Consider the following 23377-nt stretch of genomic DNA (forward strand, 5'->3'; position numbering starts at 1 on the left):
ACGATGTCAAAAAAGTACCGCAAGTATCGTGATTCCAGCAAGTTTTCGGCTGAAGCGCTTGAGCAGGAATAATGAAAAGGTGATTGTGGAGCAGCCAGATCGGCGATTGAGTCCGGGATAAGAAAAAGATATGTATTTATAAAAAGGACAAGCCTGCAAGAGAAAGGTTCCCGGCAGGCTGTTTCTGTGAAGGTAAGGATTTGTGTTAAAGTTTGCTGTTGGTTTTTCAGCGATAAAAATATAGCTAGTTATTATTTATCTCTGTTATTCAACTTAATAAATGAGCAAATGGAAACACCCAATGCTCCTTTCTCATTGAAGCTAATCTTATTATTTGATACTTCCAATGATTGTGGACAGTGCTTTCTCATTGACAGCTTCGTCAAAGAGTAGAGAGAAGCTTACTCCGTCCTTTGTCCATGTAGCAAGATTGATACTGTCACTTTTACCCTTTACAGTAATTTCAGTATTTCCAACAGTAATAGTTTTAACTTTATCATAAACATTATAATCACCACTGATATCAGCATTTACCTTGGCAGTGCGGTACACAATTTTCTTGTCACCTTTCAAGTAGAAAATTTCAGCCAGATCGTTGCTTATCACAATAATATCTTTCATTTGATAACCATCCGGCAGGGTTGCAGGTACCGCAAACGTAAATCCTACCGCTTTTCGCACTTCATCCAACGTGCTGTAGTTTACCAGAGGGTTGGGCATCCCGATAGAAGCCGACGTTTCTTTCGGTTTAGTCGAACCGATTGATATGCTTATAACACTACCTTTTATACTAACACAATTCGGATCAGTCAATACTATATTGTAGAGGTCAACAGGCACATAGGTAGTTCCTTTAATGATTGTCGGAGCCACACCCAAGCTTCGAGGTGCTGTCATTCCGATAGCTTTGCTGCTGTATGCAAAATAGTTATCTTCACCCAGGGTTAAGTCGGTTTGCATGGTACCATTATCCATGTGGATGATTTGCTTCTTTTCATCCCACTTCAAGGTGAATCCAAGTGCTTCTGACGTAATTCTGAGCGGAACCATGATTCGGTCTTTAATTACAACAATTTTTTTCGTTCCAAGGTCAACATTCTTGTCATTGATTTTAAGAGTATATTGTACTACAGGAGATTTCTGCGTTACAGCAGCAGTGGGATTCGGAGAGATGAGAACATTGGTTGCCTCAGCGGCAAAAGCAGGAACTGCTGCAGACCACATTGTTACAGCACATAAACCGACAAGTATTTTTTTCATTTTTAAAATAGCCCTTTCTTTGTATACATTGTTTTGAAGTTTATCTTCCGTATTAAAAACGATTGCGCTGAGGAAAATGTTGCGACCTAATTGAAAAAGCCTGCAAAAACTAATTGATCGAAAACATAGATTATCAAGGTTCAGTAAGTTGGTATGCTCCAATAGAGTGAATAACATAATATCTTAACCGTCGAGTAGAGCCTGGCGAGACCCCGTTCAAAGAAGAATTACGTCTGGAAAAGTACACTTTTACGGACATATATAGATGATCAACCTCGGATTACCAACTATCTCCTGATATAAATACATGAATATCACTGATTCTTGCTTTTTTTGCCGCGCAGGAATTTCCAATATGCAGAATAGGGAATGACCACTCCAATGTCCTTCTAAACTTATATGAATTTTGATGTGCACATTTTTTGATACAAAATAGAAGCTGAGATAACAAGGATTATTGCAGCAACCCATATCGTTGGCATAATGGGAAAGGATAAAAACCAATTTAGTAAAACAGGAACCGCTACAACAAGCATATTGACTATGCCGCTCACAATCACAGGAATACTTTGTTTGACAACCATCATTTCGTTTTCCCACTCATAATTAGGGTATTTTTTATTGAGGAAAATACCCAGCACAGTAGTAAAAAGGGAATATGCTATGGGGACAAGCAAGAGGCTCATTATCTGCAACGCACTCATTTTTAGCCTTGTTATGATAGCGAAAATGGCAAGGATATAACCGAAGCCATGTAAAGTCAGATTTACGGCAAGTTTGCTATTCAAAATTGTTCTTACGGAAACCGGGGAACTCTGTAAAATCCAAATGTTCTTACCCTCTAAGGAAATGGATGACGCGGCAGGGCAGCTTAATGAAAGCAAAGCGCCAACTACAATAGGCGCATATTGCGAAAGAAACCCGTTCATGTCATCTATGCCTGCATAACTCCCTAATTTTTCAAGGGACATAACCAAGAGAAAGATACTGAAAAGGCAAAGCAGTACTACGCCAAGCCCGGTATTTAGTACAGCCATATAGGAACTTAAAAAGCGTCCAAATTCCTTTTGATAAAGTGCGCAAAACTTTGAACGTCGTTTCAATGTTCCTTTACGATTAGCAGAGTATTTGGACGATATTCTAGTCCGCCATATAGTTTCTAATAAAAGTAAAACCTCATTGATATTCAACGAGGTTCGTGTAATTACATATTTTGATTTGCCTTTCGGTACAAAGTCATTCTTTTAAAGATGAAAACTTTGATTTCTTATCAGCTTGGATTGCTGAAATTTATGAAGAAGCAGGTTTAAATTAGGAGGAAACTTAAAATACCACTATTGTATGGGATTGCTGTTTTAGGGATTGCTGCGATTTATGCTATTAGCAAGGATTATGAGGTGGAGGCGAAATACAAAGATGCCAGTATTAAATTTACACCTTCAAGAAATCAGCAAAGCACACATACTAATCAATTTCACATCGTGAGACCTACATAATCTAAACCCAAAATATAAAAGAGGCTGTGCTGAAGAAAAGTTCGTTTGAGGCCTCGAAAGAAGTGAAAGCTGTGTTCACACAGATGATTCCGGATTATCAGGATTGGGTCCTGCGGGCAGAATAATCGAGTCTAAATACCTATGAAATCATACTTAAATCGTGACTTATCATATGACTACCTGTTTTGTTATAATCAGGAACAATAAAACAAGAGATATATCATAAAGATTTTGTAGAACTATCAGCAACTTTCTATTGTATCATTATTTTGAATTTTCGTTTGATATAGAACTAGATGGGTTTTATAACCAAATATTCTTTCTTTTTATTTTGCTAGTTAGTGCTGATCTATTATACATTTTCAGGGAGGAAAAAAATGATACCAAAAAAGAAGGTTGTTAGCAGTTTTTTAGCAACATCGTTACTAGTAACTCCTTTCCTTGGGACAAGTGTGTCTGCAGCTACAACGTTTTCGGATATTGATAGTTCGTATGCTAGAGATGCGATTCTTACATTATTAGAGAAAGGAATATTGTCAGGTGCAGGGGATAGTGAATTTCATCCAACTGAACGAATGATGCGACAGGATTTTGCTATTATTTTAGCAAAAGTACTGAATCTTGATGTAAGCAATCCCCCTGCAGTGCCTCGTTTTTCTGATGTACCTGCAGGACATTATGCATACGCATACGTAGAAGCGGCAGGAAAAGAAGGGTTGATTTCTGGAGTAGGGAATGAAAATCTTGGAGTAAATCAACCTCTCACACGGGAACAGATGGTTGTGTTGTTTGTACGAGCGTTAGGAATGGATGCAAAGGGGAAAGGATCGGAGATAACATTTTCTGATCAGGATCAAATTTCTTCCTGGGCGAGAGATGGTGTTGCGGCTGCGGTGGAAGCTGGATTAGTTTCAGGCATTGGCAACAATACGTTTAATCCTAAAGGAGTTGCTCAACGTCAGGAAGTAGCGCTTGTTGTTGAGCGTTTCTTGAGAATGAAAGAAGAACAAGAAAAAATGAAAACGATGCTTCCGGTGATTAGCATCACTCCTTATCCTGATAAAACAACACTGGAAAGTATAACAGTAACAGGAGCGGTGACATATGCTGCTGCATTACGTATTGGTACAACAAAAATAAAAATAGAAGATGGAAAATGGAGCACCAAGGTGCCTCTTAAGCTGGGGGAAAATAAATATGAGCTTCATGCTCAGAACATAGCAGGAAAAGAAACGATTGCTACTGTGAAAATTATCCGTCTTCCTGTATCTGCCGGTGGAAGTGGAGGAAGCGGTGGAGGCGGGCAGCAGGATACGGTCACAGCGACGCTTGTATCTACCTCTCCTGTGACGATTGGTGAGAACGTGGTAGCTAAAAGCAATAAACCAGGAACTTTGTACCTTGTACCTAGTACAGAAAAACCGGCAAATAAAGAAGACTTGGAAAAGCTAGTGGCTAGCAAAGTAGCAAGAAAAGCCGAAGCGTCAACGGCTAACCAAAATACAAACATAAGTACAGTCGGGATGCGGGAAACAGAAACAAGCTATGTAGTGTATGCAGTAGATGCTGCTAACACAGTATCTAAGCCGACCACGAGGATTGTATTGCAATATGGATGCCGAATTTTGGGTGACCTATATTTAGGGAAATATGCTGATACGAAAGGGGACACAAAGATTACAATAAACAAGGGAGGAGCTCCTCTATATACGGCCAAATACAAACAGAGTGGTGAAACGACTATCGGAACATATGGGCTTGAAGATGGAGATGGGAAGCTTTCCTACTATTTTGAAGTTCCACAAGGGACCTATACGATTACTGCCACAAATGGAAATAGGAGTATACAGTGGACGGTTACAACAAACACCCATGAGTTAAATGAGGACGGTAGGTTATATATCAACCAGGTAGAGGATCGAAATCTAGAAGATATCGATGATTCAAAGATGACAGCGAAAATCACGTTTACAGGCGGTCCGAACGTACCGGAAAGTACAACACAAGTAAACGTATCAGATCTACAAGATGGGCATATCTTATATGCGTCTGACCCTGGGTATCGCCCTTCGGAAAACCCTGGGGAAGGCAAATTATATGAAGGGAATATGAAAGATATATACGATATCCCGTGGTCAAATAGTACGTATGAGATTGAAAACGTGCACCCTCATTATCATATTTCTGTAATTGAAGTGGATGAAGAGGGAAACATAATTGCCTATAGAGACTATGAAATAACGAATGATCAAATGGGTACAAAAATACCTGTTGATGAGTCTCACGTAGATGAGTACGTATCAGAAGGAGATGTCCCTGGAGAAATCATTGTGAAAAAGCCTTTACCTAATGCAAGGCATGGTTCAATAGTGGTTTTAGTGAGAGCTGCAACTCCTGCTGACGCAGTCTCCATTGCCACTAATCAGAAGACGGTATCAGATATTTATAATAATATACTAGTAGGGAATGAAAATATTTGGAACGCAAAAGGGATTACAGAATCGGTCTTAACAGGCGCGCTTCCTGCTACAATACCTACCACTTTGCGTGGAACAGATAGAGATGTATATGCGTTATGGGTAGACGTAGAAATGCCTGATAAGTCACAAGTGATGCGTATGTTTAAAGTGGAAAAATGGAATACAACCCCGTGAGTCGCGTTGGAAAATCATAACTAGCCAAAGGGGCTGACCCCATAGCCATCAAGTATATACAAAGAAAATGTTTCACTTGATGTCCTCCTGTTACACAAACTGAAAAGTGTCAGACCGCAAAGATTCTAGATATTAATGATTCTATCCGCTATAATGTACATCATAGCGGATTTTTTTATATTATAGCGCACAAAAGGAGGGCACATATAAGCAAAGCCACGTTAGGTCAAATTATCAGATTCGAAGGAGTAGACGATGAAATCTAAAATTCAGTTTTTATTATCCATGACAATCTTCGGTACGATTGGCGTATTTGTAAGATACATTGATTTATCTTCAAGTGAAATCGCTTTATTACGCAGTTTAATTGGGAGCTTATTTTTAATGACGGTCATGTTCATCATGAAGAAAAAAATTTCATGGGGATTGGTGAAAGCAAACGCTTTATTTTTATTGCTTTCAAGTATTGCATTGGGCGGGAATTGGATTCTCCTTTTTCAGGCGTACAGACATACGACCATTTCTAACGCAGCACTCAGTTATTATTTTGCACCTGTGTTTGTCATGATTCTTTCGCCACTTGTACTTAAAGAAAAATTATCAACAAAGAAAATAATCTGCATCGGTGTAGCTATGTTAGGTATGTTGTTGATTGTTGGTAATGGTGGTGTAAGTGCATCTGGATTCGATGATTTACTTGGCATTGGCTACGGATTATTGGCAGCTGCATGCTATGCCTCATTAATGCTAGTAAACAAGTTCATCAAAAACATGGATGGACTAGAAACTACATTAATCCAGCTTGGAATGGCGGCATTACTTCTTATGCCATATGTATTTTTTACTGAAAAATTCAACATCTCAGAAGTATCGAGTTCTTCCATTCTATTTATCGTAATCTTAGGGATTATACATACAGGTGTTGGATTCTTGTTATTCTTCTCAGGTATGCAGAAGTTAAAAGGGCAAAGTATCGCGGCATTAAGTTATGTAGATCCAATCACATCATTAGTGATTTCTGCTGTTATCTTGCAAGAGAGTATGACATTTGTTCAGTTGCTTGGTGGTGCATTGCTTTTAGGCTCAACATTCATTAGCGAAAATAAATCAATCAAATTGGCGAACAAATATGTTGTTACAAAATAAAGGAGGCCATATGCATTCCATCAACCTTAATATCGGAAAGAACTTCAAACGAATCCGAACAGAACGAAACCTTAGTTTAGATAAAATGAGTGAACTAACCGGTGTAAGCAAAGCGATGTTAGGTCAAATCGAACGGGGAGAATCAAACCCGACTATCACAACACTATGGAAAATCGCTAGTGGACTCCACATCTCCTTTTCTTCTTTACTGGCAGAAGACACGCCACTGGTCACACTCGTTGATGCCCGTACCATTGATCCTGTTGTCGAAAACGACGAGAAATATCGGGTATATCCGTTATTTCCTTTCCATCCGAAAAAACAATTTGAAATTTTTTCGCTTGTTCTTGAACCAGGGGGCAGCCATGAATCGGAAGGACACACTACAGGGGTAGAAGAATACGTTATCGTTGGTTCTGGTACGTTAGAATTTGTTATGGAACAGGAGATCTATCATGTGACGCAAGGCAGTGCTCTTCATTTTCAAGCAGATCGACCGCATTGTTATCGAAATGCAGGTACATCTCCTGTCATTTGTTCCGTAATCATTCATTACCCGCATTAACATAGTAGGTACAGAAGAACAGGGAGGAGAAGGGATGCAAGAAAATATTCATCTGAAAACGTACGAAATGAACCAGGACAATGGAAGCTTCCTTCAGGGGGTAAAAGACTGTGTCCCAACCATATTAGGTTACTTAAGTATCGGATTTGCAGCAGGAGTGATCGAAAAGACCGCAGGACTTAGCTTACTTGAAACCGCACTACTTAGTTTGATTTTGTATGCGGGTTCCGCTCAGTTTATTGCAGCGGGTATGATTGCAGCCGACGGATCAGCGACAGCGATTATTTTCACCATTTTCTTTGTTAATCTTAGACATCTTTTGTTAAGCGCGGCTGTATCTCCATACTTTCGTCATTTGTCCCCAACGAGAAATATGCTGATTGGTTCTTTGCTTACGGATGAGTCCTTTGGAGTAGCCATGAACCGCGCTGTACATGAAAGTGCCATCAGCGAGCGGTGGATGCACGGGCTAAATATCACCGCTTATATAAATTGGTTTATTGCCAACATGGCAGGTGCTTTTTTCGGACGATGGATTACCCATCCAGAACAGCTCGGTCTTGACTTTGCGCTGCCTGCGATGTTTATTGGGCTTCTCGTTCTGCAAATGGCGGGACGTAATCAAATCGTACGAGATAGTATCGTGGCCATCAGCGCGGTTGTGATCGCTGTAGGTGCAACTCTTGTTTTCTCGGGAAGCATCGGCATCATTGTAGCAACTGTTCTGGCAGCAACCATTGGGATGGTGATTGAGAAATGGATGTAAGATGGCCTATTTTTCTCATTATTATCGGATCAGCACTTGTTACATTTGTCCCTCGAGTTCTTCCGTTAATGGTACTCAGCCGCATTCAATTACCGGACTGGGCCATGCGTTGGTTACATTACATCCCGATTGCGGTTATGGCTTCTTTAGTCGGACAGGAATTGTTTATGTCTAACGGGAAACTGTCACCGCTTACGACAAATGTTGAACTGGTAGCTGCACTCCCGACTTTTATCGTGGCTGGCATGACACGCAGTTTGCTAGGGACTGTAGTCACAGGTCTTGTTTCTATCATAATCATACGGTTCATTTTTTGACTCCCATCCCACATATTACTAATGAAAGTAGATCACTCCCACTATTACAATAAGAGATAGGGAGGGATACGATGAAGAAAAGAAAACTCAGCCTATTACTCACACTTTCATTATTGACTAGTGCAGCACCAACAGTAGGATTGGCAGCATCTTCTGCTGTAACCATCAATGGGAAAACCGTCCAAACAGAAACGTTGATGCAGAACGATACAATGCTCGTTCCGGCCCGATTTTTCATGAATACCGGGGTTGTGGTTCAGTGGAGCGAGGCCTATCAGGCAGTCGTACTTACAAAAGGTAACATCACAATCAGTTTGCCATCGCAACAATCATATGCGGACGTGCTCGTACATCCAGGAACAACGTGGCACCGCGACCAGTTGCCTGTCGTCACAACCGACCGCAAAGATGGAACATACATACCGCTTCGCTACGCTGCGGAAACACTCGGCATGACCGTCTGGTATGATGCTGAAAGTCAGTCTGCTTCGGTTCATACGAATTCTTCAGGACCGGTTAAAATACTAGAATCAACACCGTCACCTGAAGCAAAAGATCCAGCTATGCACTGGCTGTATCAGTTGACAGAAGCAGAAGCTGGGGGAGAGTCACTCCAGGGGAAAATAGCAGTCGCTGCTTCCGTGCTGAATCGTGTCAAAACACCTGGCTGGCCGAAATCTGTAAAGGACGTTATATTTGAAGTGGCACATGTTAATGGTTCTGACTATTACCAGTACTCACCTGTGCTTGATAAGCGTATTTATAATGTAACACCGTCTCAAGAAACCATTAAGGCTGTCAATCTCGCGTTGCACGGGACAGACCCAAGCAAACAGGCTGTTATCTTCTACAATCCTGAAAAGACAGCGAACCAGTGGGTGCGTAGCCGTGAAGTTACCACAGTCATTGGGGATCATGTCTTCGCTAAATAAAAAATAAAGCAAAACCCGGGCTATTCGTCAACGAGAGAGCCCGGGTTTTTTGCTATACTAAGTAGGGAGGACAGATAGAATATTATGGATCTTTTTTAAGGGGAGTGCTTTATGAGTACGGGGAAATAGATAAATATCGAGAGGATTCTCGGATTCATGTTTATCATGATAGTGCAGAGCAGGTTCAATCGCTCGTACCGGAATCAGGTGAAACACGAGCTGATCTTGTACTATCAGGCATTCCATTTTCTTTTTTTCCCGATCAAGTTCGGGACGCAATTGTTCGCTCTACACGTGATGTACTCAAAGAAGACGGCATGTTCCTTGCGTATCAGACTTTTTTTCAACGAGATGTTCATCTTAAAGTATACATGGAGCGCTACTTTTCACGAGTTCGAGATACATATTATTTGCGGAATCTTCCCCCTATGCGCCTGTACGAGGCTCTCCCATGAAAAAACGCTGTAACCAACCAATATGGTTACAGCGTTTTTATTTCTCTTTGGAAATATTCGTTTGTTGATATTTCGTGTACGAAATATTATCATAAGAAGCATCGTTAAATATTCCATGAGGAGGAGACACTATACTTGACACTCCCACAACAAACCGTATAGGTTCGTGGGCTACAGTAGTGAGGAGGATCATCCATGCCCACAGATCAAGTCATTACGAATTTCATGCAGGCACTGCGTCGAATGTTGCGTGCTTCCCAGCAAATTTTGAACAGGGATGCAAATATATACAACTTAACCATCCCGCAGGTCCGCGTTCTCCATGCACTGTATACGAGCGGTTCGAAGTCGCTTGCAGAATTGAGTAAACAGATTGATACGTCTATCAGTTCAACTAGTGGGGTAATCGATCGACTAGAACGCATGGAGCTAGTGATACGAACACGTGATAAAGAGGACAGACGCAAAGTCTGGATTACACTCAGTGATTCATGTCGAACTTTAATGGAAAGATTTCCGATATCACAGGCGGAAGTTTTGCGCCCGTATTTTGCAAAAGAAGAGGAAGAAACGTTTATTGACTTAACACATCAGCTGCTCGGACTAGCCGAACGAATGGAACAAGATATCCTAAACAAGAAAAGCAAAGGAGAGACCGAATGACATGAAACGAATGGTGAGCAGCATTGCTGCTATGCTCGTTGTATTGCTACTTGTAGGTGGAATATTTTATATGATCAACAATCGTTCCAATTATCTTGCGACGGATAATGCTCGCATCACAGCTGATCTACAGCCAGTAGGGGCAGCGGCGGCGGGTAAACTGCAGGCCTGGAACGTGAATGTCGGAGATGCGGTAACGCAAGGAGACGCGCTTGGTACCGAGACAACCGGAACAGCAACAACACACGTATCCATTACAGCACCGCTAACCGGAACCGTCATTCAGACGAACGCGACGGCCGGACAAATCATAGCACCTGGGCAACCACTGGCCATGATCGCGGATCTGTCTAAAATGCATGTCTCTGCCTATATTGATGAAGATGCCATTTCAGATGTCCGTATCGGCCAGCAGGTTGATGTATATGTAGATGCCGATCCCACTCTCACCTTAAATGGACACGTGAGCAGTATTGGTCAGACAGCAGGAGCATTCCTGAATCCAAGCGTAGTATCTAGCGGTACAAATCGCGACTCCAAGCAAACGCAGCGGGTGCCGGTTACCATTACGGTAGACAATTTGCAAACTAACGGGATTGTGCCAGGGATGAACGCATCCATCCGCATTCATAAATAACAACAAGGAGGAACCTACATGAGTCGTGCACGCTTTTTGATTATGAACCTTGTCGCTTTTCTCGTCATTATCCTTCTAGCCATTGGAAGCTATACGTACTACTATAAATCCGCCAACTATATTACAACGGATGACGCCAAGGTTTCCGGAAAAATCATTCCCATCTCAGCCCTGACTGGTGGCAAATTGACAGACTGGAGTGGAACAGAAGGAACTTCATTCTCTGCTGGTGCAACCATCGGAAAAATTTCATCCCCTCAAGAGTCAATTGATATTACTGCGCCAATAGACGGTACCCTTGTACAGAATAAAGTAACAAAGGGGCAGATGGTAGCACCCGGACAATTGCTTGGTCAGATGGTGAATATGAAACAATTGTACATTGAAGCAAACATCGAAGAGACCTCCATTAAAGATGTGAAGAAAGGGGCAGAAGTAGACGTAACCTTCGATGTAAACCCGAATACGACTTTCAAAGGAAAAGTGGAACAAATCGGACTGGCGACAAATTCCATGTTTTCGCTACTGCCGCCGCAAAATGCGAGTGGTAACTACACCAAAGTAACACAGCATGTACCGGTTCGCATTTCCATCGACAGTTATCCAGCAGAAGCTGTACCCGGCATGAATGCAACCATCCGGATTCATAAATAAAGAAAGGAGGGGATTATATGGCAGAAGAACATCGGTCAAGCTATATTCCGCTGCTGTCTATTATGATACTCGGTCTGTTTCTGGCAATTTTGAACCAGACGCTGTTAAACGTAGCCATTCCGCACTTAATTACGGAATTTAACGTTACAGCAACGACTGCACAGTGGCTTTTGACCGGCTATATGTTAGTAAACGGGGTTTTAATCCCATTAGCCGCGTTTTTGATTGAGCGTTTTGGCATTCGTCGGTTGTTTTTGTCCGCCATGATATTTTTTACCGTTGGTTCACTCGTATGCGGGATGGCACCGACATTTTCCATCTTATTAATCGGGCGTTTAATTCAGGCAGTAGGTGGCGGGGTGTTAATGCCGCTTGTTATGACGATTATGCTGGCCGTATTCCCCCCCGAGATTCGCGGCAAAGGAATGGGGATTCTTGGCCTGGCGCTTATGTTTGCACCTGCGATTGGGCCAACGCTGTCTGGCTGGGTAATCGAGCATTACAGCTGGCGCGTTCTATTTAACGGCATCGCTCCACTTGGTGTCATCGTAATTGTGGCAGCTTTTGTGCTGCTTCGCGATACGACTACGCCCAAAAAAGTACCGCTGGATATTCCGGGGACGATTACATCCGTGATTGGGGTTGGATCCTTGCTGTACGGATTAAGTGAAGCGGGTTCAAAAGGATGGAGCAGCGCGATCGTACTGACAACCCTTATAATTGGCGTGGTAATGATTGCAGCCTTTGTTGTGCTGCAGCTTAATTCAACTCGCCCGATGCTCGACTTCCGGATTTTCAAATACGATATGTTCTCACTGTCTAGTATCGTCAGTGTCATCGTAACCGTCGCGATGTTTTCTGGCATGTTCTTGCTGCCGATCTATCTGCAAAACTTGCGCGGCTTTACAGCACTTGAGTCTGGTTTGCTGATGCTTCCGGGTGCCGTTATTATGGGGATTATGTCTCCGATCTCCGGCACGCTATTTGATAAATTCGGACCGCGTCCGCTGGCGCTGATCGGAATGTTTATTACAACCGTGACAACGTATGAGTTTACAAAGCTTACGCTAGAGACAAGCTATTCGTTTATTTTGATCATCTATATGATTCGTTCGTTCGGGATGTCTTTCTTGATGATGCCAATTATGACTGCAGGCTTAAATCAGTTGCCTGAAAGTAAAAACAGTCACGGTACCTCGATGTCGAATACACTTCGTCAGGTTTCCGGCTCACTCGGAATTAGCATCTTTACTACGATTTTTAGCACCCGGACGATTACACATTTGAATACATTCGGAGAAGCGGCGAATACGATGAACCCTTCGTTTTCGACTTCGTTCCAATCACTCGTACAATCCATTATGGCAGAAACAGGCGCTTCTGCGGCACAGGCACAATCGCAGGCAGCGGCAGCGTTATTTGGACAAGCCAGTCAACAAGCTTCGATTCTCGGGTTGTCTGATTCGTTTCTATGGGCCACGGGTGTCGCGTTTGTTGGATTCGTTTTGAGTTTTTTCCTGCGTGATGTACGAAAGGATACAACAGCAAAAATAGAGAAGGTTGTTCCAATCGAAGATGATCGTCGCAAACTCGGGACCGGTCCAGCATAATGTAAGAGAGCAACCAAACTAAAAATACAGGGTGAGTCATTTACAATGCTGACTCACCCTTTTTATTTACATATCACATACTCGGTTGCCATGTCTCTCCAAGTTGCAACACACGCAAGCGATCAGTAGATAGATTTTGTTCATTCCAAGCAGTCGTAAATCGGTTCAGGGCTTCCGCTGCTGTATCATCCGCAAGCCGAAATGCCCCATAGTGCATCGGAATGCAGGTCTGAGCATGTAGCTCACAAAACGCTTTCACTGCATCTTCGGGATTAATATGAGCTGTCTGCATAAACCACTCCGGCTCGTATGCGCCAATCGGCATTAATACCGTATCAATGGCAAATCGTTTTCCAATCTCCGTAAACCCGCGAAAATAGCCCGTATCTCCAACAAAGTATACAGAAGGGGCATTTTCCGCTTGTACGACCCAGCCACCCCAATGTGACGTATTCATATCCCACAATCCTCGCCGTACCCAGTGTTGAGCTGGAACGAAGGTGAATGTACACCCTTTATCCGACATTTTCTCCCACCAGACAAATTCATGTACATGAGTAAAACCACGGCGTGTAAGCAAGCGGCCAAGACCTTCCGGCACGAGATACACCGGAGAACCAGGCAAGCGCTTGAGTGTACCGATATCAAGGTGATCATAATGCCCATGTGAGATCAGTACGACATCAATCGGGGGAAGCTGATCCAGACGGAGCCCTGGCTCTGACAGCCGTTTTTCCAATCCCATCCGCTTCGCCCATACTGGATCAGTCAAAATGTTACACCCGTTTATTTGAATAAGAAATGTCGCATGTCCGATCCATGTAATTGACGACGCGCTTCGATTAGCAGACAGCCATGCTATTTGCTTGTTCGCTGCCTGTGGCACAACATAAGACAGATCTTTTTTCTTTTGCTTTCGTTCACGCCGCCAGCGTCTCACCTCTGCAAATCCATGTTTGTTTTGAATTCCATCCAGATTTCCATAACGTTTGCGTGTCATTACTATCGTTCACAACCTTTCCTGTTCATCTAAGGGAAAAACATAAGAAATAGACTTGTGTAATCGTTTCTTATATCGTAAAATCACGATATAATACAAATAGGATAACATTACCGTAAGAAAGAGGGGAGCGGATATTATGGAGAATTTTCAGCGGTTCGAAGCAAAAGCCAAATTACTAAAAGCGCTGTCCCATCCGGTTCGTCTCTGCATTGCCCGTGGACTGTTAGAGAATGGCGCTTGCAACGTCACTAAAATTCATTGTGGTCTTAATATGCCACAGTCAACCATTTCTCAACATTTGCTCAAGTTAAAGGAGGCAGGCATTATTCACGGAGAACGCAAAGGCGTTGAGATTTTTTACTCGATTTCCAGTGATGCGATGCGAGAATTGATTCGTGCGTTAAAGCTAGAGTAAACCTTTTGTTGATATTATATCTATATATTCGAATATAATGATGAAAATAATAGGAGGAATTAGCCATGAAACCGAAAAAAATCGTCATTGTAGGTGGGGTCGCAGGGGGAGCTACCGCAGCAGCTCGTCTGCGTCGTCTAGATGAAACCGCGGAGATTGTGTTATTTGAGCGGGGGGAACACATTTCGTTTGCGAACTGTGGGTTGCCGTACTATATCGGCGAGACCATCACAAGCCGCAAAGCACTGCTTGTTCAGACCGTAGACGGAATGTCGAAGAAATTCAACATGGACATTCGCAATCGAAGCGAGGTCGTTCGCATTAACCGGGACGCGAAAACCGTAACGGTTCATAATCTCGGGACAAGGGAAACGTATGACGAAAGCTATGATGTGCTCATTCTCTCACCAGGCGCTAAGCCAATTATGCCTGCAATCCCGGGCATAGACGAGGCGGAGCAGTTGTTCACCCTCCGCAATATTCCTGATACAGATCGAATTAAAGAGTATGTCGATACACATAAACCTGCTCGTGCCGTGATTGTCGGCGGCGGCTTCATCGGGCTGGAGATGGCTGAGAACTTACATGATCGTGGGGTAGCGGTTACGCTCGTGCAGCGCGGCAATCAAGTGATGACTTCCATTGATTATGAACTGGCCGCTATGCTGCATACTCATATGCGAGAGAAGGGTGTCGACCTCATTTTAGAAGATGAAGTAGAAACATTCGAAGATCGCGGGCGTACCGTGAATTTAAAAAGCGGACGCCGTATCGTAACCGATATGATCTTGCTTGCAATTGGCGTCGAGCCAGAGAACCAGCTTGCTAAAGACGCCGGGCTTGCACTCGGTGTGCGTAACGCGACTAAAGTGAACGCCACCTTGCAGACGACAGACCCAAGCATTTATGCGATTGGAGACGCCATTGAAGTGACCGACTTCGTAAGCGGCAAACCGACAATGATTCCACTCGCATGGCCAGCTAATCGTCAGGGACGTCTGGTGGCGGATCATATTAACGGATTGGACGTAGCGTATCGCGGAACAATGGGAACGTCGATTGCGAAAGTATTCGATCTCACCGTTGCTTCAACTGGAATGAACGAAAAAGCTTTGCAGCGATTAAGTATTCCATACGAAGCTGTCCACATTCACCCAAATTCACATGCCGGATACTATCCAGGTGCGTCTCCAATCTCCTTGAAGCTTCTGTTCAATCGAGAAGATGGCACCATCTACGGAGCACAAGCTGTAGGACGGGATGGTGTCGATAAACGAATTGACGTAATCGCAGTGGCGATTAAAGCAGGCATGACCGTACGCGATCTGCCAGACCTTGAGCTTTCATATGCACCGCCGTATTCCTCTGCCAAAGATCCAGTCAATATGGCAGGCTATGTTGCCTTAAATATTATGGACGGTTTAAGTGACATTGTGCAGTGGCATCAAATCGATGACATTGTAGCGGACGGCGGTCTGTTAATCGATGTACGAGAGCCAATCGAACGAGAGATGGGCTTTATCCCAGGCTCCATTAACATCCCACTCGGTGACATTCGAGAGCGGATGGACGAAATTCCAAAAGAAAAGCCTGTCTACGTATCCTGCCAGGTCGGCTTGCGCGGCTATCTCGCAGCCCGCATCCTTCGTCAGTACGGCTATCAAGTATATAACGTAGATGGTGGTTACAAAACATACAGCAACGCATTCCAGCCACAAAAGCATCAGCCCGTGGCCACAAATGATAGCGGAGTAGCTGAAATAAAAGGAGAGACACAAGCAGTGAAGACAGATGCCCAACCGATCGAAGCGTCCGTAACACTTTCCGTGAACGCATGCGGCTTGCAATGCCCGGGGCCGATCATGCAAGTATATGAAAACATGCAAAATCTCAACGACGGCGACATCCTCGAAGTAAAAGCGACCGATCCAGGTTTTGCCCGCGACATTGCGGCATGGTGCAAAAATACCGGCAATACGCTCGTATCGTCTGAATTCGACCAAAACACCTGCATCGTCAAGATTCGCAAAGGATGCGACGCCTCGCAAGCTGTATGTAACTTATCCGCAGGTACACAGAAAAATGCAACACTCGTTGTATTCAGTGGTGATCTAGATAAAGCAATGGCTTCATTCATTATCGCATCTGGTGCCGCAGCGATGGGTAAGAAAGTGACCATGTTTTTCACCTTCTGGGGGCTGAATATACTGCGTCGTCCTGATGCTCCAAAGGTTGAAAAAGATTCGATGGAGAAAATGTTCGGTATGATGATGCCAAAAGGGGCAGGTGCACTTCCGCTATCTAAAATGAACATGGGCGGGATGGGAACCGTTATGATGAAGAAAGTAATGAGCAAGAAAAACGTTGACGATCTCGATACGCTGATTGCTAACGCGAAACGGGCGGGTGTAAAAATGATCGCCTGCACGATGAGTATGGATGTAATGGGCATCAAAGCCGAGGAATTCATTGACGGGGTCGAACTAGGCGGCGTTGCGACCTATCTTGGTGAAACAGAAGGCTCTGGCCTGAATTTATTTATCTAATACGAAAACCCGGAACAGTAGATTTTGTACCGTTCCGGGTTTTTTCCCGAATTCTGGTTGTGAACACCTTCATCAGCATGTATGATAAAAAAAGGATACCGTTGCGGAAAGCGGGAGATGAAAGGGGAGGCCCACGTATGAAACAGATCGTCGTAGTAGGAGCCGGTTATGCCGGTATTTCATTTTTGCACACAGTGCTGCCACATATTCCAGAAGACGTTCAGATTACGGTACTAGATCGACTGCCCTGTCATACCATTAAACCGGAATACTATGCACTGGCCAGTGGTTCATTAAACGAAAGAAAAGTAAAGGCTCCGTTTCCCGTACATGAGCGGGTGACCTATATACAGGATGAAATTCAGGAACTGCGAATTTTCAACCATGAAGTAGTCTGTGCGAATCAGACCGTCAAGTTTGACCAGCTTATCTTTGCGCTTGGCTGCGTCGATAATCATTTCAATGTGCCGTGGGCAGATGAGTATACGGAAAGCATTCAAACGTTTGGCAAAGCGATGAAAACACGCCAGAAAATTGATGCGCTCCACGAGGAAGGCCATGTCGTCATTATCGGTGGCGGTCTATCTGGCGTCGAATTCGCAAGCGATCTGCGTGAACAGCACCCGAAGCTACAGATTACGATGCTCGAACGCTCTGGACAGGTGCTTCCGACGTTACCAGAACGCGTTCGCAACTATGTGCGCCAGTACCTAGATGATCATCATGTTGATGTGATGACCGATATTAGCGTCGTGATGATTGATGATAAACAGGTGTATTATGGAACGGAGCGAAAAGCGCTACCATATGATGTATGTGTGTGGACTGCCGGGATCATGCCGCATCCGCTGTCAAATTCGCTTCTGGCGTACAGTAACGCCGATCGGATGAATCGAGTTACTGTCAAAGAAAACTACGAGTTGCCGTATTACCATAACATTTTTGTGATCGGGGATTGTGCTGCTTCAGAATTTGCACCAAGCGCCCAGCTCGCACACATTCAAGGACTTCAATTAGGGGAATATTTCCTTACTAGATGGTACGAAACAGAGTATAAGCCAGCACCAATCAAGCTGAAAGGTGTTCTGGGGTATTTAGGTAAGAAAACCGGCTTTGGCCTGGTAAATGATAATGTGCTGCTTGGTAAGGTACCGAATGTAATTAAGTCCGGTGTGCTATGGATGCATAAACATCATATGGGATAACGAAAAATAGCCTTGGGATATCCAAGGTTATTTTTTTATAGCCGAAATTTTTCTCATCTCAAAATCTTAAAAAATCTTAAATTAAGAGATATATTTTTTATGTTTTCTTTTTGTCCGATAATATATATTATGTTAACTTATAAAAAATCCAAACGTCCCAATAACTTTCGGTTCGTTGTTCTGATAAAATTCGTTATCGGGAACTTCCTCCCCTCTAACGTCCTGATAATGAAATCAGCGTCTGAATAACTCTCGGGGTCACATCCATATTTTTTGTTTTATTTAGAAGTTGAAAAAAATTATTCGCCGAATACGCTGCGCAGCTATACGTTTGATCTACACTGTTTTTGTTCTTTTTTACATAAGCAGCAGCGTTCCGTCGAGTTGAAATCCCTTGACATTACGACAGCCCGTCGTTTTATCCAGGATCAAGTGCTCTCATATGGAATCAAACCCCGTATACTCCAGCGGCGTATTTCCTGTCTCAAATCGTTCAGCCACTACTGCGTACGGGAAAAATGGATCAATATTGACTTTATGAGCGGAGTTGATTCACCTAAATCAGATAAACAACAAACTGGAAGAACTGCGAATGCTGTTTAATTTGTATGTATTAGCCGTTTTTGCATTATCCCCAAGCACTAATTGAATCTTGCTGTAGTCTTCGTAAAAATACTCTTGTAGGAGTGGAATAATGGCATTCAAAAATATACCGGCTAGATTCTTTAATGAAGGGTCCTTTGCTAAAGGTGTATAAATTCTTGTACGGTGTAAATATCATGTTTCAGCAGTGAGCCGACCAACGCATACTCTTCCTCACTCACTTCCGCATAATCGACCTTAATTTTATTTTTATCAATAAATGCTAAATAATCACTGTACAGCAAGCCTTTTTTAACGTGAAATAGCTCTTTTAAAAAGCCCCCTAAATCTCTCCTTATCTTCTGCTGTAAATGGCTTTGGCCCCTTTGTACGCTTTCCGCTTTTTCGAGCCATTGCACTCAAATAACGTGTTTGTAATAATTGGTCAATGTTTTCATTTGTATAGCTATACCCATTATGGTGAAGAACCGTACACCCTTTTGCTAAACCTAGCGAAGCAAGACCATAATCTTGCGTAACGATTATATCTCCTTTTTCTGCTAACTTCATAATCCGATAATCCGCAGCATCTGCTCCAGAATCAACATAAATGATTTCCACTCCTGATGGTTGTTCCGCATTAGAATAATGAGAAAAGCTAGTAACAAGGATAACAGGAATTTCAGCATTCGTACCTTCAGAGATAATAATATCTTTTACCGGACAAGCATCTGCATCAACATAAATTTTCATCTTTATTTCTCCCGTAAATAAGTTTGTGTAAATTGTGGAGAAGTTCTGAAGGACCAATCAGGTAATACATCATTCTGCAACGAAAATTGTGCATCATCATAGCATTTGTTCAAAGCTATAAGCTGAAAGATGATGGCATTCGTCTACAATTACGTGTCCATATTCGCTCACAAAGTCTTTGACGATTCCTTTACGGCTTACACTCTGCATGACCGCGATATCGATACGTCCTGTTCTCTTCTGCTTTCCTCCTCCAATTTGGCCTATTTCTTTAAATGGAGTATCCATAAAGGAAGCCAAACGTTCCATCCACTGTCCCATCAGCTCTTTTCGATGAACCAGAATAAGGGTGTTTACTTTACGTTCGGCAATCATGGCCGCAGCGACTACTGTTTTTCCGAATGCTGTGGTTGCGGACAAAATTCCTGTATCATGGGCAAGTAAATTTTTTACCGCTTCTTTTTGCTCCGCATACAGCTCACCTTGAAAACAAGCCTCTATTTTTTCACCTGTACAACGCTCATCTATTACCTCCGTTTTCACACCATAATCCTGTAGCAAACTTATTACAGCATCTACACATCCACGCGGAAGAGCAATGTGATTTGGATAGTCTTCTGCACAGCTAATAATACGCTGCTTATCAAATGTGGAAAGCCTCATTGCCTGCGCTTTGTAAAACTCAGGGTTCTGGAACGCGGCAAGACGATTTAGTCTGTTTAACACCGCTGGGGAAAGACCTACTTTTTCAATATAAAGTAAATTGCTTTGAACCATCTTTACCTTTTCAGGAAGAGGTCCTGTAATCCGTTCTATCTCATTCGTTAAAGAAGCATTCCACGGCCTATCTTCTTGCCCACCTTCAGTCTCATTGTCTTGAATTCCTGTTACATGCCCCTGTTTAATCAAACCGTGGATAATCGCTTGCACATCCGCTTCCTTCATTTTTCTTATGGTTGATAAAAATGCCCATGGGTCATCATAAGGCTGAAAATGTTCATCAACAAATACGCTATTGCCCGCTTTACGCGATTCACCTTGCAGGGGAAGTGCGATTAAATTCCCAAACCCACCTTTTGGCATAGTATCCTGATTTGGAAAAAGACGATCGTAGGAATTAAATGTTAACTCATATCGTTCTTCCATTGTTTTCGTTAAAAGAGCACTGCCCAGGTTTCTGGCTAAAGAAGCCGATACAGGTGTTTCAAAGAAAATCCAGACATGAGCGCCTTTTCCTGAACGCGAACGTTCTATTACTGCCGGCACATTGGATGTATGGCATGTCTGTAAAAACGCCTTTGTGTCTTTCTGCCAATCATTTTTATCAAAATCAATCGCTAAAAATAAACAGGTTTCATCATGGAGAAGTGGATAAATACCAACCGTACGCTTACCGGATAAATGATGATAGATGACATCATCTGTTAAAGGAGTGAACTTCCGATGTTGACAGTCACTACATTTAATTATGGGCTTCTTACATACGGCACGATCCCATTCGTTAATACAGACTGGAGAGTATCCAGACTTTCCGTTTTTACTTTCCCAGCGAACAGCGTATACGTCCATTCGACCTTGAAAAAGACTACGGAACAACGCAATTTTTCACATTCAAGCAACGCTTGTTTAAGCTGGAGATGGAGTTTTTCGTATTCGTTTCTAAGATTCATACCCTATCCTCCGGAATATCAATACTCTATCTAAGTATAACACCAATTAAATCTGCGACCCGATCGGAATAAAAAAAGCCTATCCGCAGTTTTTGTACAATCACGGACAGGCTTTTTAGGAAGTTTTGTATTCATACTTAATGGATCAGTTTCTGGATTTCTTCTGCTGGTAAATCGGATGCTTTCGAAAGTATTTCTACATCTCGAACCCCTAATGCGACTAGTTTTTTAATAAGTTCTAGCTTTCCTTCTTCTTTTCCCTCAAGTCGGGCCTTGTCCACCATTTCATCTAATGTCCGTTCTAAATTGTGCATCATCATAGCGAATCCATCCTCCTTCCCTTCTTCAATCATACGCTTGGCTTCTTCTTGTATTTGTATCTGCACTTAGATAACGAACGGCATGGGTTAGTTTTTGCAGGCGATTCCGAAGCGATTCTTGATCTCCGTTCTGATCCAATAAAAAGACGGTCCCGATGAGGTTGGATACTTCAAGAAGTTCTTCTTCTGAATACTCCTTGATATTTATAGCCTCTATAAAATTACTAAAAACTATTTATTCTTACACTCTTTATTTTCCTTTAGGGGATATTCTTCTCCCCCCTTACTAAACCACAGTGGATCTTTGTCATCGACATCACCATTATAGTTGATGAGGATTTCTTCTCCTGCTCTTATGTCTGTGTAAGCATAGAAGTCAAATGTGTGGTTCTCAAAGTTAATATCATAAGTGGCATTGGGCTTATATGAATGGTTAAACAGCATCCCATATCCTAAAACGACTGCAGTGTGGTTTGCACCATACTCAAACACGTAATCGGCAAGTACTGTTTGCTCTATAAAAACATGCTCCTCATTCAGATAAGGAATAACCGGTGCCTCATGTATGAGTGTACCTTTTGCTATATCGCGTGTCGCGAATACCCCTCTATTGAATTCTCCATTACTAAGTGTGGAAGTTTTTATCTCAATCATACTCGGCACCTACCCATTCTTTTTTATGAACCTTATCTTGTTAAGCCTCCCAGTTGGAACGAAAGCTTGTATGTAGCTAAAAAATAAAATAACCACATTTTAAAGATAAAAAAAGAACCCTTGAAAAGGGTTCTTTTTTTCAGTACGTCTATTCAGGTTCCACAACCTGATTGCAACAGACGTAGCGCAAATATCGGCTCAGACATTTACTATAACACCTTTTCAATCGAAATACCACTATGACCAAACAATTTTTCAGTCATGGTACTATATAATTAGTTAAAATAGCTGTTCGTAATCAACTAGTGGGAGTGTACTATAATTTTCAATCCGTTATCGATTGCTCTGAAAACAAAATCGTAATACCCCTCTCCTTGGGCGGCAAAGTCTCCCCTTCCGACCAATAGACATTTTTGTTCTTTTGCCCCGCTGCTGTTAAATTCAAACCCGATCGCTTTCACAGTCTGTTCTTTTCCCTGAAGGAGAGCTCGGAACGACGCCTCGTCGATTTTATATAATCCCTTTAACTCCGACTGTTGGATGGAAAAATCATCAAGATTTCGATTGGTCTTCAGCAGGTGGATATGATTAAATTCTCGATCTTTATAGGTTTCGGTAATATAGTTCCCTTTATACATGCCTAAAGGGATTAATTCCGAATAGTCTACGTGGATCCCTAATTCCTCATGCAGTTCACGAACCCCATCTTCTACGGTCTCTCCCTTAAGTATATGTCCTGCTGCTGAAATATCCAATTGATTAGGAAAAGTCTCCTTAGAGGGATGGCGCTTCTGGAACAAGATATAGGGACAGTCTCCCTCCAGCAGGATTACCCAGCAATGAAATGTCTGATGCCAATATCCTTGCCGGTGGATTTCTCCGCGAGTCGCAACCCCTATAGGTTTCATCTCCCCGTTCAATATATCGATATATTCATCCATGCTTATTCACCTCTCTCCCATTATAGTCTTTCTTGAATCACAGCTCTCACAAAGTATTAAAGTTTTAATAATTGAATCAATTGGCGCTTTCTATACCTTTCTGCCATTCAAGATTTATACAACGCGACCAGCC

23 protein-coding genes are annotated in these 23377 nt (G+C 42.7%); 15 read left to right on the forward strand and 8 right to left on the reverse strand.

Translation table 11 applies throughout. From position 1 onward, the window contains the following. Window positions 1-330: 330 nt before the first annotated feature. Together CB4_RS12950 and CB4_RS12955 are read right to left on the reverse strand one after the other, a co-directional pair. Window positions 331-1422, reverse strand: a complete 1092-nt coding sequence (locus CB4_RS12950; protein WP_231955999.1) for a stalk domain-containing protein — start codon at window positions 1420-1422, stop codon at window positions 331-333. A 233-nt stretch (window positions 1423-1655) separates the two neighbouring features. Next, a complete protein-coding gene (locus tag CB4_RS12955; RefSeq protein ID WP_146226605.1) occupies window positions 1656-2363 on the reverse strand; it encodes a hypothetical protein in 708 nt (235 codons plus the stop codon). Between the two features lie 770 nt (window positions 2364-3133). Here CB4_RS12955 and CB4_RS12960 point away from each other — a divergent pair. The 11 genes from CB4_RS12960 to CB4_RS13010 all read left to right on the forward strand — a co-directional run bounded on the left by CB4_RS12960 (window position 3134) and on the right by CB4_RS13010 (window position 13155). Beyond that, a complete protein-coding gene (locus tag CB4_RS12960) occupies window positions 3134-5410 on the forward strand; it encodes an S-layer homology domain-containing protein (RefSeq protein ID WP_096466205.1) in 2277 nt (758 codons plus the stop codon). A 255-nt stretch (window positions 5411-5665) separates the two neighbouring features. After that, the gene (locus tag CB4_RS12965; RefSeq protein WP_096466206.1) at window positions 5666-6556 is read left to right on the forward strand and encodes a DMT family transporter; all 891 of its coding nucleotides are present in this window, start codon (window positions 5666-5668) and stop codon (window positions 6554-6556) included. Between the two features lie 10 nt (window positions 6557-6566). After that, window positions 6567-7121 (forward strand): helix-turn-helix domain-containing protein, encoded by a 555-nt coding sequence (locus tag CB4_RS12970; RefSeq protein WP_096466207.1) that lies wholly within the window; start codon window positions 6567-6569, stop codon window positions 7119-7121. Window positions 7122-7155: 34 nt separating this feature from the next. Beyond that, window positions 7156-7887 (forward strand): AzlC family ABC transporter permease, encoded by a 732-nt coding sequence (locus CB4_RS12975; protein ID WP_231956000.1) that lies wholly within the window; start codon window positions 7156-7158, stop codon window positions 7885-7887. Continuing rightward, window positions 7878-8204 (forward strand): AzlD domain-containing protein, encoded by a 327-nt coding sequence (locus CB4_RS12980; protein ID WP_096466208.1) that lies wholly within the window; start codon window positions 7878-7880, stop codon window positions 8202-8204. Before CB4_RS12975 ends, CB4_RS12980 begins: the two co-directional genes overlap by 10 nt. A gap of 71 nt (window positions 8205-8275) precedes the next feature. Further along, a complete protein-coding gene (locus CB4_RS12985; RefSeq protein WP_096466209.1) occupies window positions 8276-9136 on the forward strand; it encodes a cell wall hydrolase in 861 nt (286 codons plus the stop codon). Between the two features lie 104 nt (window positions 9137-9240). Further along, window positions 9241-9591 carry a hypothetical protein gene (locus CB4_RS12990; protein WP_096466210.1) on the forward strand — a complete coding sequence of 117 codons (351 nt, stop codon included), beginning with the start codon at window positions 9241-9243 and terminating at the stop codon, window positions 9589-9591. Window positions 9592-9786: 195 nt separating this feature from the next. Beyond that, complete coding sequence (locus CB4_RS12995; protein ID WP_096466211.1) at window positions 9787-10254, forward strand: MarR family winged helix-turn-helix transcriptional regulator; 468 nt, start codon at window positions 9787-9789, stop codon at window positions 10252-10254. Between the two features lies 1 nt (window position 10255). After that, the gene (locus CB4_RS13000) at window positions 10256-10891 is read left to right on the forward strand and encodes a biotin/lipoyl-containing protein (protein WP_096466212.1); all 636 of its coding nucleotides are present in this window, start codon (window positions 10256-10258) and stop codon (window positions 10889-10891) included. Between the two features lie 18 nt (window positions 10892-10909). Further along, window positions 10910-11545, forward strand: coding sequence for an efflux RND transporter periplasmic adaptor subunit (locus CB4_RS13005; RefSeq protein ID WP_096466213.1), 636 nt, complete (start codon window positions 10910-10912; stop codon window positions 11543-11545). A 17-nt stretch (window positions 11546-11562) separates the two neighbouring features. Continuing rightward, on the forward strand, window positions 11563-13155 hold the full coding sequence (locus CB4_RS13010) for a DHA2 family efflux MFS transporter permease subunit (RefSeq protein ID WP_096466214.1): 1593 nt from the start codon (window positions 11563-11565) through the stop codon (window positions 13153-13155). Window positions 13156-13228: 73 nt separating this feature from the next. Here CB4_RS13010 and CB4_RS13015 read toward each other — a convergent pair whose 3' ends face one another. After that, window positions 13229-14155, reverse strand: a complete 927-nt coding sequence (locus CB4_RS13015; RefSeq protein ID WP_096466215.1) for an MBL fold metallo-hydrolase — start codon at window positions 14153-14155, stop codon at window positions 13229-13231. Window positions 14156-14291: 136 nt separating this feature from the next. Between CB4_RS13015 and CB4_RS13020 the strand changes: the two genes are divergently transcribed. From CB4_RS13020 to CB4_RS13035, 4 genes are all read left to right on the forward strand, one after another. Beyond that, window positions 14292-14573 carry an ArsR/SmtB family transcription factor gene (locus CB4_RS13020; protein WP_146226604.1) on the forward strand — a complete coding sequence of 94 codons (282 nt, stop codon included), beginning with the start codon at window positions 14292-14294 and terminating at the stop codon, window positions 14571-14573. Between the two features lie 65 nt (window positions 14574-14638). Beyond that, window positions 14639-17119 carry a CoA-disulfide reductase gene (locus tag CB4_RS13025; protein WP_096466217.1) on the forward strand — a complete coding sequence of 827 codons (2481 nt, stop codon included), beginning with the start codon at window positions 14639-14641 and terminating at the stop codon, window positions 17117-17119. Between the two features lie 137 nt (window positions 17120-17256). Beyond that, entirely contained in the window at window positions 17257-18324 is a 1068-nt protein-coding gene (locus CB4_RS13030; RefSeq protein WP_157737973.1) for an NAD(P)/FAD-dependent oxidoreductase, read from the forward strand. A gap of 273 nt (window positions 18325-18597) precedes the next feature. Further along, window positions 18598-18927, forward strand: coding sequence for a site-specific integrase (locus CB4_RS13035; RefSeq protein ID WP_096466219.1), 330 nt, complete (start codon window positions 18598-18600; stop codon window positions 18925-18927). Window positions 18928-19218: 291 nt separating this feature from the next. Here CB4_RS13035 and CB4_RS13040 read toward each other — a convergent pair whose 3' ends face one another. From CB4_RS13040 to CB4_RS13060, 5 genes are all read right to left on the reverse strand, one after another. Next, window positions 19219-19659: a YaiI/YqxD family protein gene (locus CB4_RS13040; RefSeq protein WP_096466220.1), complete on the reverse strand. Its 441-nt coding sequence runs from the start codon at window positions 19657-19659 to the stop codon at window positions 19219-19221. Between the two features lie 96 nt (window positions 19660-19755). Further along, window positions 19756-21228, reverse strand: coding sequence for a TOTE conflict system archaeo-eukaryotic primase domain-containing protein (locus CB4_RS13045; protein WP_110546225.1), 1473 nt, complete (start codon window positions 21226-21228; stop codon window positions 19756-19758). Window positions 21229-21466: 238 nt separating this feature from the next. Further along, window positions 21467-21715, reverse strand: a complete 249-nt coding sequence (locus CB4_RS13050; protein WP_231956001.1) for a hypothetical protein — start codon at window positions 21713-21715, stop codon at window positions 21467-21469. Window positions 21716-21880: 165 nt separating this feature from the next. Beyond that, the gene (locus CB4_RS13055) at window positions 21881-22303 is read right to left on the reverse strand and encodes an SET domain-containing protein (RefSeq protein WP_096466223.1); all 423 of its coding nucleotides are present in this window, start codon (window positions 22301-22303) and stop codon (window positions 21881-21883) included. Between the two features lie 302 nt (window positions 22304-22605). Next, window positions 22606-23244, reverse strand: a complete 639-nt coding sequence (locus CB4_RS13060) for an NUDIX hydrolase (RefSeq protein WP_096466224.1) — start codon at window positions 23242-23244, stop codon at window positions 22606-22608. Window positions 23245-23377: the final 133 nt, after the last annotated feature.

The organism is Aneurinibacillus soli (assembly GCF_002355375.1).
Lineage (GTDB): Bacteria > Bacillota > Bacilli > Aneurinibacillales > Aneurinibacillaceae > Aneurinibacillus > Aneurinibacillus soli.